The organism is Microbacterium sp. A8/3-1 (assembly GCF_040267695.1).
Lineage (GTDB): Bacteria > Actinomycetota > Actinomycetes > Actinomycetales > Microbacteriaceae > Microbacterium > Microbacterium luteolum.
The window spans coordinates 3,609,749-3,622,494 of the sequence record NZ_CP158357.1 but is presented as its reverse complement, the minus strand read 5'-3'; the positions used below and the strand labels follow the sequence as shown (position 1 = coordinate 3,622,494).

General features: G+C 70.6%; 13 protein-coding genes. 7 read left to right on the top strand and 6 right to left on the bottom strand.

What is annotated here, in order from left to right; all coding sequences use genetic code 11:
• Window positions 1-123: 123 nt before the first annotated feature.
• Genes ABS642_RS17725 through ABS642_RS17715 form a run of 3 tightly spaced genes read left to right on the top strand, consistent with a single transcriptional unit; the run spans window position 124 to window position 1,572 of the window.
• Window positions 124-660, top strand: a complete 537-nt coding sequence (locus ABS642_RS17725) for a MarR family transcriptional regulator (protein ID WP_350351155.1) — start codon at window positions 124-126, stop codon at window positions 658-660.
• A gap of 1 nt (window position 661) precedes the next feature.
• The gene (locus ABS642_RS17720) at window positions 662-1,132 is read left to right on the top strand and encodes an SRPBCC family protein (protein WP_350351154.1); all 471 of its coding nucleotides are present in this window, start codon (window positions 662-664) and stop codon (window positions 1,130-1,132) included.
• Complete coding sequence (locus ABS642_RS17715) at window positions 1,129-1,572, top strand: YdeI/OmpD-associated family protein (RefSeq protein WP_350351153.1); 444 nt, start codon at window positions 1,129-1,131, stop codon at window positions 1,570-1,572. Before ABS642_RS17720 ends, ABS642_RS17715 begins: the two co-directional genes overlap by 4 nt.
• A 4-nt stretch (window positions 1,573-1,576) precedes the next feature.
• Here ABS642_RS17715 and ABS642_RS17710 read toward each other — a convergent pair whose 3' ends face one another.
• From ABS642_RS17710 to ABS642_RS17695, 4 genes are all read right to left on the bottom strand, one after another.
• Window positions 1,577-2,353 (bottom strand): enoyl-CoA hydratase-related protein, encoded by a 777-nt coding sequence (locus tag ABS642_RS17710; RefSeq protein WP_350351152.1) that lies wholly within the window; start codon window positions 2,351-2,353, stop codon window positions 1,577-1,579.
• Window positions 2,354-2,510: 157 nt separating this feature from the next.
• Complete coding sequence (gene mmsB / locus ABS642_RS17705; RefSeq protein ID WP_350351151.1) at window positions 2,511-3,410, bottom strand: 3-hydroxyisobutyrate dehydrogenase; 900 nt, start codon at window positions 3,408-3,410, stop codon at window positions 2,511-2,513.
• A complete protein-coding gene (locus ABS642_RS17700) occupies window positions 3,407-4,588 on the bottom strand; it encodes an acyl-CoA dehydrogenase family protein (protein WP_282215850.1) in 1,182 nt (393 codons plus the stop codon). Before ABS642_RS17700 ends, mmsB begins: the two co-directional genes overlap by 4 nt.
• 24 nt (window positions 4,589-4,612) lie before the next feature.
• Window positions 4,613-6,112 carry a CoA-acylating methylmalonate-semialdehyde dehydrogenase gene (locus ABS642_RS17695; RefSeq protein WP_350351150.1) on the bottom strand — a complete coding sequence of 500 codons (1,500 nt, stop codon included), beginning with the start codon at window positions 6,110-6,112 and terminating at the stop codon, window positions 4,613-4,615.
• 487 nt (window positions 6,113-6,599) lie between these two features.
• On the opposite strand from ABS642_RS17695, the gene ABS642_RS17690 reads away from it, so the two are divergent.
• Window positions 6,600-7,184 (top strand): antibiotic biosynthesis monooxygenase, encoded by a 585-nt coding sequence (locus ABS642_RS17690; protein WP_350351149.1) that lies wholly within the window; start codon window positions 6,600-6,602, stop codon window positions 7,182-7,184.
• 1 nt (window position 7,185) lies between these two features.
• Here ABS642_RS17690 and ABS642_RS17685 read toward each other — a convergent pair whose 3' ends face one another.
• Entirely contained in the window at window positions 7,186-8,085 is a 900-nt protein-coding gene (locus ABS642_RS17685) for a LysR family transcriptional regulator (RefSeq protein ID WP_350351148.1), read from the bottom strand.
• Window positions 8,086-8,177: 92 nt separating this feature from the next.
• On the opposite strand from ABS642_RS17685, the gene ABS642_RS17680 reads away from it, so the two are divergent.
• The gene (locus tag ABS642_RS17680; RefSeq protein WP_350351147.1) at window positions 8,178-8,843 is read left to right on the top strand and encodes a type 1 glutamine amidotransferase domain-containing protein; all 666 of its coding nucleotides are present in this window, start codon (window positions 8,178-8,180) and stop codon (window positions 8,841-8,843) included.
• A 21-nt stretch (window positions 8,844-8,864) separates the two neighbouring features.
• Here the strand turns inward: ABS642_RS17680 and ABS642_RS17675 are convergent, their stop codons facing one another.
• A complete protein-coding gene (locus ABS642_RS17675; protein WP_350351146.1) occupies window positions 8,865-10,031 on the bottom strand; it encodes an ROK family protein in 1,167 nt (388 codons plus the stop codon).
• Window positions 10,032-10,155: 124 nt separating this feature from the next.
• Between ABS642_RS17675 and xylA the strand changes: the two genes are divergently transcribed.
• Together xylA and xylB are read left to right on the top strand one after the other, a co-directional pair.
• Window positions 10,156-11,346, top strand: coding sequence for a xylose isomerase (gene xylA, locus ABS642_RS17670; RefSeq protein ID WP_282215844.1), 1,191 nt, complete (start codon window positions 10,156-10,158; stop codon window positions 11,344-11,346).
• Between the two features lie 8 nt (window positions 11,347-11,354).
• Window positions 11,355-12,659, top strand: a complete 1,305-nt coding sequence (xylB, locus tag ABS642_RS17665; RefSeq protein WP_350351145.1) for a xylulokinase — start codon at window positions 11,355-11,357, stop codon at window positions 12,657-12,659.
• Window positions 12,660-12,746: the final 87 nt, after the last annotated feature.

Here is a 12,746-nt window from a genome sequence, read left to right as displayed (position 1 = left end):
TGCTGCAATTCTAGACCGCGATACTGAGTCCCAGTCCACCTGCGACTCAGACCCAGAAGCCTCGGCAGCGGGCGCGTCGCGCGCCGTCCCGCCGCACCGCCCTCCCGCCGCTACCGTAGGGATGTGGCCCAATCCCGACCGCTCCCCGTTGACCCGCTCGCCGAGGCGAAGCGGCAGTGGCTCGCGCACGGATGGACGGATGCCGCTGACGGCATGACCGTCGTCACCTCGGTCATGCGTGCTCAGCAGCTGCTGCTCGCCCGCGTCGACGCCACCCTCAAGCCGTTCGCACTGAGCTTCGCCCGCTACGAGGTGCTGCGGCTTCTCGCGTTCAGCCGCGCGGGAAGCCTGCCGCTGTCGAGCGTGGTCGCCCGACTCCAGGTGCATGCGACGACGGTGACGAGCACGGCAGAGCGCCTCGTGCGGGACGGTCTGATCGTGCGCGCGCCGCACCCCTACGACGGCCGCGCCGCGCTCCTCGCCCTGACGGATGCCGGTCGAGACCTCGTCGAGCGGGCGACCGAGGCCCTCAACGCCGACGTCTTCGCCGATCCGGGCCTCAGCCGCGACGACGCCGCCGAGCTCGTCGCGATCGTGGCCAGGATGCGCAAGGACGCCGGCGACTTCACCGACCCGCGCCCGCAGCCCGAAGCGCTCTGACGTGGCGCGGTTCGTTCTCGAGACGATCGTCGCCGCCGGCCCTGCCGAGGTGTTCCGCGTCTCGCTCGATCCGGGCATGCACGTGCGCTCCATGTCCCGATACGGCGAGACGATGGTCGAGCCTCCCGCGGGCGGAGTGTTCACCGAGGGCTCGACGGTGACGTGGCGGGCGCGCCACTTCGGTATCCCCTTCCGTCTGCGCTCGGTGGTCTTCGACATCGATCCGCCGCGCGGGTTCTCCGATCGGCAGATCGCCGGACCGTTCGGCGCCTTCCTGCACGAGCACAGGTTCGACGAGCATCCGGCCGGCACCCTCATGCGCGACACCGTGACCTTCCGCTCGCCGTTCGGTCCGCTCGGCAGGCTCGTCGATGCCGTCTTCCTGCGCGCGTACATGCGCCGGCTGATCGCGCAGCGCAACGAGGTTCTCGTCGCCGAGATCGACGATCCCGGGCGTAGCCTGTCGGCATGAGCGAACTCAGGCTGCACACCGTCCTCATCGGCCGCGGTCCCGCTGCGGCGATCGTGCTCAGCGACGAGCAGGTCGACTCGTTCGGCGCGGGCAAGGTGTTCCCGGTCGCGGTCACGATCGGCGGACGCACGGCGCGGCTGCGTCTGGCGCGCATGGGCGGCGAGAACATGATCGGCTTCACGAAGGCCGTGCGCGCCGATCTCGGACTCGAGATCGGCCAGGAGATCGACGCCGTCATCCGGGTGGACTCCGCCGAGCGGACAGTCGACGTGCCGACCGAGCTGGCCGCGGCCCTCGACGCCGAGCCCGCGCTGCGCGCCGCCTTCGACGCCCTCAGCTACTCGGCCCGCAAGGAGCACGCCCGGATGGTGACCGACGCGAAGCAGGACGCGACGCGCGAGCGTCGGATCGCGAAGATCGTCGAGACGCTGCGCGGCTGACCGGTCAGCGGTTCTCAAAGGCGGGCGTCCTCTTCTCCCGGAACGCGGCCATGCCCTCTTTCTGATCCGCGGTGTCGAACAGCGCCGCGAAGGCCTGCTTCTCGTGGGCCAGCCCTTCCGCGAGGGGCGTCTCCATCGCCGCGTCCAGAGCCGCCTTCGCGGCGAACAGCGACGGCAGCGACTTCGAGGCGATCGTCTCGGCGAGCGTCGAAGTCTCGGCGAGGAGATCGGATGCCGGAACCACCCGCGAGACGAGACCCGCGCGTTCCGCCTCCTCGGCACCCATGAGGCGTCCGGAGAGGACCAGCTCCGCGGCCTTGTAGTAGCCGACGGCGCGGATCAGACGCTGCGTCCCTCCCATGCCGGGAATGACGCCGAGGTTGATCTCCGGCTGCCCGAACTTCGCGGTGTCGGCGGCGAGGATGATGTCGCACATCATCGCCAGCTCGCATCCGCCGCCCAGGGCGAAGCCGGAGACGGCGGCGATCACCGGCGTGCGCACGGCCGCGAACTCGTGCCACACGCCGAAGTGGTCGGTCTCGAGCATCTCCGCGGCGGACATGCTCTCCATCTCCTTGATGTCGGCACCCGCCGCGAACGCCTTCTCGGACCCGGTCACGACGATCGCGCCGACGCCGTCATCCTCGTCGAAGGCGACAGCGGCCGCGGTGACCTCTTCCGCGAGCCGGCTGTTGAGGGCGTTGAGCGCCTGCGGCCGGTTCAGCGTGATCCATCCGACGCGTCCGCGCTGCTCCACCAGGATCGTCTCGTACTCCGTCATGTCGCCCTCTCCGTCGTGGTCATCCCAGTATCGCCCTGCGTGTCGTCTCGTCGCGTTCCCCCGGCCCGCCACTTGCAGGTCGAGAAGACAGTTGCAGGTCCGGATGCGCGGATACGACCTGCACATGTGTTTCCGGCCTGCAGGCGTCCGACACCGGTCAGGAGCCCGCCTCACGGATGTCGGTGATGATGCCGGAGAAGTCACGGCCGGCACCGTCTCCCGCGGCGAACTCGGCGTAGATCCGCTGCGCGAGCCTGCCCATCTGGGCATCCGTCGACGTCTGCTCGATCGCCTGCAGCGCGAGACCCAGATCCTTCGCCATCAAGGCTCCGGCGAACCCCGGCTGATAGTCCCGGTTCGCGGGACTGGTCGGCACCGGACCGGGCACCGGGCAGTTGGTCGTGATCGACCAGCACTGACCGGAGGCCTGCGAGACCACGTCGAACAGCGCCTGATGTTCGAGGCCCAGGCGCTCCCCCAGCACGAACGCCTCGGCGACCGCGATCTGCGACACCGCGAGGACCATGTTGTTGCACACCTTCGCCGCCTGGCCGAGGCCCGGACCGCCGCAGTGCACGATCCGCTTGCCCATCACCTCGAGCAGTGGAAGGGCGGCGGCGAAGTCCTCATCGGAGCCGCCGACCATGAAGGCCAGAGTGCCGTTCTCGGCCCCGACGACGCCACCCGAGACGGGGGCGTCGACGTTGCGGTGGCCGGCGGCGAGCGCCAGCGCGTGTGCGGCACGGGCTTCGTCGACCGCGATCGTCGACGACTCGATGAAGAGGGTGCCAGGGCGAGCGGCAGCGAGCAGCTCGGTGCGGTACGCCTCGATCACGTGCTTCCCCGCGGGGAACATCGTGATGACGACATCCGCGTCGACCACGGCATCCGCCCCGCTCGAAGCCACCGTGATCCCGGCTGCCTGTGCCGCCTCGATCGCTGCCGGAACCAGGTCGAACCCGCGCACCTCATGGCCCGCGGCGACGAGGTTCTTCGCCATCGGCAGGCCCATGTGGCCGAGACCGAGGAAGGCGACGACGGCCGGCGCCGTGGTCATGATGCGCTCCGCATCGACGACGACCCCGCGGGTCGCAGCATCTCGCGGCCGACGATCAGGCGCATGATCTCGTTCGTCCCCTCGAGGATCTGGTGCACGCGCAGATCGCGCACGACCTTCTCGATCCCGTAGTCCTGCAGGTAGCCGTATCCGCCGTGCAGCTGGAGCGCACGGTTCGCGACGTCGAAGCCGGCGTCGGTGGCGAAGCGCTTGGCCATGGCGCAGCGCATGGTCGCGTCGGGTGCGTGCTGGTCGACGGCCTCCGCGCCGTCGCGCACCATCAGGCGGGCGGCCTGCAGGTCGGTGCGCATGTCGGCGATCGCGAACATGATCGACTGCTTCTCGGCGAGCGGCTCTCCGAAGGCGACCCGCTCGTGCACATACTGCACCGCCCTGTCGAGCGCCCACTGCGCACCGCCGAGCGAGCACGCGGCGATGTTGAGCCGGCCGCCGTTGAGGGCCGACATCGCGATCGCGAAGCCGCGACCCTCCTCGCCCAGAAGAGCGGATGCCGGAACGCGCACGCCGTCGAGGATCACCTGCCGCGTGGGCTGGGCATGCCAGCCCATCTTCTTCTCCGGCGCTCCGAAGCTGAGACCGTCCGCATCACCGGCGACCAGGAACGCGCTGATGCCACGGGCACCCGGCTCCCCGGTGCGCGCCATCACGACGTACACCGCCGCCTCGCCCGCGCCGGAGATGAACTGCTTCACGCCGGTGAGCACGTAGTCGTCGCCGTCGCGGACCGCACTCGCGGCGATGTTCGCGGCATCCGATCCTGCTCCGGGTTCCGTGAGGCAGTAGCCGCCGAACTCCTGCATCGCGGTGAGCTGCGGCAGCCAGGCGCTCCGCTGCGCGTCGTCGCCGTAGGTGTCGATCATCCACACGACCATGTTGTGGATCGAGATGTAGGCGGCGACCGCGGGATCGCCCTTCGCGAGCTCCTCGAAGATCGCGACGGTGTCGGTGCGGCTCAGACCGCTTCCCCCGAACTCCTCGTCGACGTAGATGCCGCCGAGCCCGAGCTCGCCGGCCCGGTTCAGCGACTCCCGCGGGAAGATGTGCTTCTCGTCGCGCTCTGCGGCGAACGGTGCGAGCTCGGTCTCCGCGAACTCGCGGACCGCGTCGAGAATGGCCTCGCGCTCTTCGGCGGTGGTGGTGACGGTGGTCATTGTCATCAGAGTTCCTTGTCGAAGGGTGGGTCAGTGCATGGTGGGGATGACGAAGCTGGCGCCGTCCTTGATGCCCGAAGGCCAGCGGCTCGTCACGGTCTTGGTCTTCGTGTAGAAGCGGAACGCGTCGGCGCCGTGCTGGTTCAGGTCGCCGAAGCCGCTGCGCTTCCAGCCGCCGAACGTGTAGTACGCGATCGGCACCGGGATCGGCACGTTCACGCCGACCATCCCGACCTGCACCCGGGCTGCGAAGTCGCGGGCCGCATCGCCGTCACGGGTGAAGATCGCGACGCCGTTGCCGTACTCGTGCTCCGACGCCATCCGCAGCGCCTCTTCGTAGTCGCCGGCCCGCGCGATCACGAGCACCGGCCCGAAGATCTCCTCACGGTAGATCGCCATGTCGGTCGTGACGTGGTCGAACAGGGTCGGGCCGAGGTAGAAGCCCTCCTCGTAGCCGTCGACGGTGAATCCGCGGCCGTCGGCGAGGAGCGTGGCTCCCTCGTCGATGCCCTGCTGGATGTATCCCTCGACGCGCTCGACCGCGGCGCGGGTCACGAGAGGCCCGTAGTCGACATCCTTCGCGAGCGACGGACCGATGCGGAGCTGTGCGACGCGCTCGAGGAGCTTGGCCGCCAGCGCGTCGGCGGTCTCCTGCCCGACCGGGACGGCGACGGAGATGGCCATGCAGCGCTCCCCCGCCGAGCCGTACCCCGAGCCGATGAGAGCGTCGACGGCCTGATCGAGGTCGGCATCCGGCATCACGATCATGTGGTTCTTGGCGCCGCCGAAGCACTGGGCACGCTTGCCGTGCGCCGCGGCGGTCGAGTAGATGTACTCGGCGATCGGCGTGGAGCCGACGAAGCCGACCGCGCGGATGCGGTCGTCGGTGAGCAGCGCGTCGACGGCTTCCTTGTCGCCGTGCACGACGTTCAGCACACCGGCGGGGAGGCCCGCTTCGAGGAACAGCTCGGCGATGCGCACCGGCACGGAGGGGTCGCGCTCGCTGGGCTTGAGCACCACGGCGTTGCCCGCGGCGAGCGCCGGCCCCGCCTTCCACAGCGGGATCATGGCGGGAAAGTTGAACGGGGTGATCGCGGCGACCACGCCGAGCGGCTGCCGCATCGAGTAGACGTCGATGCCGGCGCCGGCGCCCGTCGAGTACTCGCCCTTGAGGAGGTGCGGGGCACCGGCCGAGAACTCGATGACCTCGAGGCCGCGCTGGATGTCGCCCTTCGCGTCGTCGACGGTCTTGCCGTGCTCGCTGGCGAGGAGCTCGGCGAGCGACTGCATCTCGCGCTGCACGAGATCGAGGAAGCGCAGGAGCACACGGGCGCGCTTCTGCGGGTTCGTCGCGGCCCAGGCGACCTGCGCCGCCTCGGCGTTCGCGATCACCTCGCGCACCTCGTCGGCCGACGCCAGGGGCACTCGCGCCTGCACGGCGCCCGAGCTCGGATCGAACACGTCGGCGAAGCGACCGGTGTCCGGGGTGAGAAGCGATCCGCCCACGAAGTGCGGGATAGTACGAGTCATTGTGTGACATCCCTCCGAGCCATCATTGGCACATTGGGAGTTTACTCCGGCATCCGACCATTTACTAGGACATCCTTGTAAATGATGAACGGCGCCTGCGAGCGGATGTTCGCGCCGCGTTCACCATCCGGCCACCTCGGTCGATTACAACTGCAGATGCGCGGGCAAGGAGACTCAGACCGGATCGGGTAGTCACATCATCCGCGCACTCGGTGAGCACTCTCGCTCCCGTCGCGGTGCCCACGCCGCGAGACCCCCGCCGAATCGGGTCGGCGGGGGTCCTCTCTTTCCTGGGAGCCTCATGCGGAGGCGCGAGATCAGGGGATCGCGTGGATTCAGGCCGTTTCGCAGCCGATCGGCCTGAATCGGCGCGATCGCCTGATTCCGCGTGCCCGCCGAGCCGAAATAGAATCGACGGTGCGCCCACACCCCGGCGCGACCGCTCCGGCAGCCCGCGATCCGGGCTCCCCGTCACGAGGACTTCGCCGTGTCCGAACCCATCACCGTGTCCATCCGCCGCGAGGTCGACCCCGGTCGCATCACCGAGGCGACCGTCTGGGTGCAGACGGGAGTCAACCTCGCGACGAAGTATCCGGGATTCCTCGGCTCCGGCTGGGTGCGCGCCGGCGAGGATTCCCAGATCTGGCACATGCTCTACCGCTTCGCGAACGAGGAGTCTCTCGTCGCATGGGAGAAGTCCGGGGAGCGCGAGTGGTGGCTCTCGATGGGCGAGGGCTTCATCCGCAGCGAGCGCTCCAAGCGCCGGACGGGCATCGAGGGCTGGTTCGACGAGCCGACCACCGGGACGATCACCCTGCCGACCAGCGAGGGCGGGACCACCACCGTCACCGTCGCGCCCGCCCCGCCCCGCTGGAAGCAGGCGGTCTCGATCTGGCTCGGCTTCTTCCCCGTGAACGTCGCGTTCACCTACGCCATGAGCCCTGTCCCCGGCTGGGACGCTCTGCCGATCTGGCTGCGCGTGCTCGCCACGACCCTGGTGCTCACGCCGATCATGACGTACTGGGTGCTGCCCTTCGTGACCCGTTCGCTGCGGAACTGGTTCGCGCGCTGATTCAGAGGTCCGCGACGGCGTCGCGCAGCGCGCGCTCGACCACGGCGACTCCATCGGCGAGCGGCCCCGGACGCCGCACCAGATAGAGGGTGTTGATCGGCGGGTCGTCGGTCTCACGGAGGACCGTCAGACGCCCGTCGGCCAGCTCGTCGGCGATCAGGTAGGTGGGCAGCACCGTGACTCCCGCACCGGCCACCGCCGCGGCGACCAGCGTGCGCAGGTCGGGCGCGACGAGAGCGGGCGTGCGCTCGAGCCGGATCCCGAACACGTGCCGCCAGTAGCGGCGGAGGATCGGCACGTCCTGGGCGAAGGCAAGAAGCGGCGTCGACGCCAGCACATCGGGCCGCAGGTCGACGGACGACTCGATCCCGAGCGAGGACGACGCGACGAGGACGAACTCCTCGTCGAAGAGCGCGGCGGTCGGGAGCGCGCGCCCGCGTGGCCGCACCGCCGAGATCACGAGATCGAGGCTCCCCGCCGCGATGCTGTCGAGCAGGTCGGCCGCGAGCCCCGGCATCATCGTGATCCGCAGCCCTCCCGCCACGGCCGGTGCGAGTGCGGGAGCAGCGACCGCCGCGAGCAGGTCACCCGCGCCGCCGAGGCGGACCGGCGGCGCATCCGCGGCCGGCGGTGAACCGAGCGCGGTCGCGAGAGCGTCGAGCGGACCGGCCAGCCGGTCGGCGAGATCGTCAGCCCGGAGCGTCGGACGGATGCCGCGGGCGTGACGCTCGAACAGCGGTTCGCCGATGCGCACCTCCAATGCCTGCAGCTGCGCCGTCACGCTCGACTGCGCCAGTCCCAGCATCCGCGCCGCTGCCGACACCGACCCCGACCGATACGCCGCGAGGAACGTCCGCCACAGCGCGACATCCCTCAGTCCATCGGAATTCCGATCGCTCATATCGCGAATCTATCGGAAGATCGCGCGACGGTGAACCGTTGTCCTCGATACCGGCATCCGCTCGGCACTCGTCGCCCCTTGAAGGAGCATCCATGTCCACCGTCCTCTTCGTCGTCACCGCCGCCCGCACCTGGACGCTCACCGACGGCACCGCGCACCCCACCGGGTTCTGGGCCGAAGAACTGCTCGCCCCCTACCGACTGCTGACCGCGGCCGGTCACGACATCGCGTTCGCCACTCCGGCTGGCGCGTCCCCGGTCGCCGACGCCGCGAGCCTGGCCGACGGCGACGCCGCAGCGCTCGCGGAGATCTCCGCGCTCACCACACCCCTGGTGCTGGCCGACGTCGACCCCGCGGCCTACGACGCCGTGTACTACCCGGGCGGCCATGGACCGATGCAGGACCTCGCCGAAGACGACGACTCGGCGGCGCTCATCACGGCGACCCTCGCCGCCGGCCGCCCCCTCGCCGCGGTGTGCCACGGCCTGGCTGCCCTCCTCCCCGCCCGCACGGCCTCCGGCGACCCGGTCGTCTCCGGACGACGGATCACCGGCTTCTCCGACGAGGAGGAGCGCCTGGGCGGTCTCGCCGACCGCGCGCCGTTCCTGCTCGAGAGCGCGCTGCGCGCACAGGGCGCCGAGGTCGAGGTCTCCGAGGCCTGGAGCGACCACACGATCGTCGACGGACTGCTCATCACGGGGCAGAACCCGCAGTCGTCGGAGTCGGCAGCGCGGGCGCTCGTGGCCGCGCTCGCCTGATCCGCCCACCGGCGAGGCTCGTCAGATCACGCCGACCGAGGTGAAGGCGAGTTCCGCCGCACCGAGCAGCAGCCGGTCGGCGGCGAGCGATGCCGGGAGGATGCGGAGACCCTCCGCATTCTCCGACATCGCACGCTCCGCCACGGCGGCGGCGAAGCCCTCCGGGTCGAGCTCCTCCAGCTGGGCGAGGAAACCGCCCAGCACCACCACGGAGGGGTTGAGGATGTTCACGGCATCCGCGATCGCCTGCGCCAGCAGTCGCCGCTGGCGCAGGCACTCCTCACGGACCGGATCGTCGTCGGATGCCGCGGCGAGAGCATCCGCGAGCGTCGCGTCGTCCGCCGCCGCCAGGCCGAGCACGGCCAGGAGCCGGGCGCGGCTGACGTCGTCCTCGAGCACGGTCGCATGCACGGCGTCGACCCGGTTCTGACCGAACTCGCCGGCGTAGCCGCCCACGCCGCCGACCGGTGAGCCGTGCACGATGATGCCGCCGCCGATGCCGGACGGTCCGCCGTTGAGGTACACGACGTCGTCGGCTCCCTGCGCCGCGCCGAACAGGTGCTCGGCGAGCGCGCCGAGACTCGCGTCGTTCCCGACGGCGGCCGGCAGGCCCGTCGCCTCGGCGATCAGCGCCCGCACCGGGACATCCGTCCATCCGAGGTGCGGGGCGTTGCGGACGAGGCCGTCGGCCGCGCGCACGAGTCCGGGCACCGCCACTCCGACGGCGACGAGCCGCGCATCCTCGAGCGGACCGGCACGCCAGCGCTCGACGACGTCCGCGACGAGGTCGGCGACATCGACGGCGGTGAGCAGGGTCGAGGACTCGATGCGCTCGCGGACCGCGATCGTCCGCGAGAGGTCGATCGCGGCGATCTCGACCGCGTCGATCTCAGGATTCACCGCGATCACGACCGAGCGGGGCGAGGCCGCGACGACGGGCGATGGTCGCCCCACGCGTCCGACGGGATCGGGATCGCGCTCGACGACCCACCCCTCGCCGACGAGCTCGGCGACCAGATCGGCGATCGTCGAGCGGTTCAAGCCGGTCGCCGTCGTCAGCTGTGCCCGGGACTGGGCACCGCCGAGGTGGACGAGCCGCAGGACCCGTGCGAGGTTGCGCGCACGCACGCCGTCGCCCGAGTCCTTGAGCACAGCGGTTCCGCTGCGCCCCGTCGAAGCGTCCGTCACATCGTCCTCGCATTCGGTCCGGCGTCTCAGTCTAGGAGGCTGGACATCCGCTCCTCCAGGTTATATGTTGTTGCTCACAACATTTTCTGCCGCGCCGCTGTCCGGCACCATGCGAAGGAGCATCATGAGCCTCACCCCGACCCGCGACGACAAGTTCTCGTTCGGCCTCTGGACCATCGGCTACAACGGCACCGATCCGTTCGGCGGCCCCACGCGTCCGGCCCTCGACGTCGTGCACGCAGTCGAGAAGCTCGCCGAGCTCGGCGCCTACGGGCTCACCTTCCACGACGACGACCTGTTCGCGTTCGGATCGACGGATGCCGAGCGGCAGAACCAGATCGACCGCCTCAAGGGCGCGCTCGCCGACACCGGACTGATCGTGCCGATGGTCACCACCAACCTCTTCAGCGCCCCGGTCTTCAAGGACGGCGGGTTCACCTCGAACGACCGCGACGTGCGCCGCTACGCGCTGCGCAAGGTCTTCCGTCAGCTCGACCTCGGCGCCGAGCTCGGAGCCAAGACGTTCGTCATGTGGGGCGGTCGCGAGGGCGCCGAGTACGACTCCGCCAAGGACATCCGGGCGGCGCTCGAGCGCTATCGCGAGGCCGTGAACCTGCTCGGCGACTACGTGACCGACAAGGGCTACGACATCCGCTTCGCGATCGAGCCGAAGCCCAACGAGCCCCGCGGCGACATCCTGCTGCCGACGCTCGGGCACGCGATCGCGTTCATCGACTCCCTCGAGCGCCCCGAGCTCGTCGGCGTGAACCCCGAGGTCGGGCACGAGCAGATGGCGGGTCTAAACTTCACTGCCGGCATCGCCCAGGCGCTGTACCACGGCAAGCTGTTCCACATCGACCTCAACGGCCAGCGCGGCATCAAGTACGACCAGGACCTCGTGTTCGGACACGGCGACCTGCACAACGCCTTCTCGCTGGTCGACCTGCTCGAGAACGGCGGACCGAACGGCGTCCCGGCCTACGAGGGTCCGCGTCACTTCGACTACAAGCCGAGCCGCACCGAGGACGAGAACGGCGTCTGGGACTCGGCCGCCGCGAACATGCGCACCTACCTGCTGCTGAAGGAGCGCGCCGCGGCCTTCCGCGCCGACCCCGAGGTGCAGGAGGCGCTGGCCGCCGCCAAGGTCGCCGAGCTCTCGACGCCGACGCTCAACCCCGGCGAGAGCTACGACGACTTCCTCGCCGACCGGAGCGCCTACGAGGACTTCGACGCCGACGCGTACCTCGGCGGTCACGGCTTCGGGTTCGTGCGCCTGCAGCAGCTGGCGACCGAGCACCTGCTCGGCGCGCGCTGAGCACGGCGATGGCCCTCGTCCTCGGCGTCGACTCCTCGACGCAGTCGTGCAAGGTCGTCGTCGTCGACAGCTCGACCGGTGCCGTCGTGCGCACCGGTCGGGCATCGCACCCCGACGGCACCGCGGTCGATCCCGAGGCGTGGTGGACCGCGCTGCAGACGGCGATCGCCGGTGCGGGCGGACTCGACGACATCGCGGCGTGGGCCATCGGCGGGCAGCAGCACGGCATGGTCGCGCTCGACGCCGACGGCCGGGTCATCCGCGATGCGCTGCTGTGGAACGACACCCGATCGGCGGATGCCGCGACGGCGCTCGTCGCCGAGTTCGGGGCGCAGGAGCTGGCGGATCGCACGGGACTCGTGCCCGTGGCATCCTTCACGATCTCGAAGGTGCGCTGGCTCCGCGACCACGAACCCGACAACGCGGCGCGAGTGGCCGCGATCGCCCTGCCGCACGACTGGCTCACCTGGCGGCTGCGCGGCTTCGGTCCGGCAGGCGAGGCGCCGCGCGGACCCGTGCTCGACGAGCTGGTCACCGACCGCTCCGACGCCTCGGGCACCGGGTACTGGAACCCCGCGACCGGCGAGTACGACCGCGAGCTCTTCATCGCCGCGCTCGGACACGACGCGGTGCTGCCGCGGGTGCTCGGCGCGCACGAGTCGGTGACGGATGCCGCGGGGCGCCTGGTCGCGCCAGGAGCCGGCGACAACGCCGCGGCCGCCCTCGGTCTCGGTGCGGGGCCCGGCGACGTCGTCGTGTCGATCGGCACCAGCGGCACGGTCTTCGCGGTGAGCGAGACGCCGTCGGCCGACGCCTCAGGGATCATCGCCGGGTTCGCCTCCGCCGACGGGCATTTCCTCCCGCTGGTCTGCACGCTCAATGCGGCGCGGGTTCTCGACGTGACGGCATCCCTCCTCGGAGTGGATCACGACGAGCTGAGCCGGCTCGCGCTGGCGGCGCCGTCGGGCGCGGCCGGCCTCGCACTCGTCCCCTACTTCGAGGGGGAGCGCACCCCGAACCTGCCCGATGCCACCGCGACGCTCAGCGGCATGACCCTCGCCTCGACCACGCGGGAGAACCTCGCGCGGGCCGCGGTCGAGGGGATGCTGTCAGGCCTCGGCGCCGGCCTCGACGCACTACGCGCGGAGGGTGTGCCGCTGCGGCGCGCACTGCTCATCGGCGGCGGCGCGCAGTCGGAGGCGGTGCGCGCCATCGCCCCCGAGGTGCTCGGCATCCCGGTCGAGGTTCCCGCGTCCGAGGAGTACGTCGCCCTCGGCGCTGCCCGGCAGGCGGCATCCGTTCTCGCTGTCTGACCGGCTCCGGTCTCTCGGCTTCCGGTCGCGGTTATTGCCGGTTCCCCCGGCTCCGGTCGCAGTTGCTGCCGCTTGGCGGCGCCGGAA

Excerpts from the sequence above, each read along its gene's own strand:
- ABS642_RS17715 (WP_350351153.1), top strand. The coding sequence starts at position 1,129 with ATGAGCGAACTCAGGCTGCACACCGTCCTCATCGGCCGCGGTCCCGCT.
- ABS642_RS17710 (WP_350351152.1), bottom strand. The coding sequence starts at position 2,353 with ATGACGGAGTACGAGACGATCCTGGTGGAGCAGCGCGGACGCGTCGGA.
- mmsB (WP_350351151.1), bottom strand. The coding sequence starts at position 3,410 with ATGACCACGGCGCCGGCCGTCGTCGCCTTCCTCGGTCTCGGCCACATG.
- ABS642_RS17700 (WP_282215850.1), bottom strand. The coding sequence starts at position 4,588 with ATGACAATGACCACCGTCACCACCACCGCCGAAGAGCGCGAGGCCATT.
- ABS642_RS17695 (WP_350351150.1), bottom strand. The coding sequence starts at position 6,112 with ATGACTCGTACTATCCCGCACTTCGTGGGCGGATCGCTTCTCACCCCG.
- ABS642_RS17685 (WP_350351148.1), bottom strand. The coding sequence starts at position 8,085 with ATGAGCGATCGGAATTCCGATGGACTGAGGGATGTCGCGCTGTGGCGG.
- ABS642_RS17680 (WP_350351147.1), top strand. The coding sequence starts at position 8,178 with ATGTCCACCGTCCTCTTCGTCGTCACCGCCGCCCGCACCTGGACGCTC.
- xylA (WP_282215844.1), top strand. The coding sequence starts at position 10,156 with ATGAGCCTCACCCCGACCCGCGACGACAAGTTCTCGTTCGGCCTCTGG.
- xylB (WP_350351145.1), top strand. The coding sequence starts at position 11,355 with ATGGCCCTCGTCCTCGGCGTCGACTCCTCGACGCAGTCGTGCAAGGTC.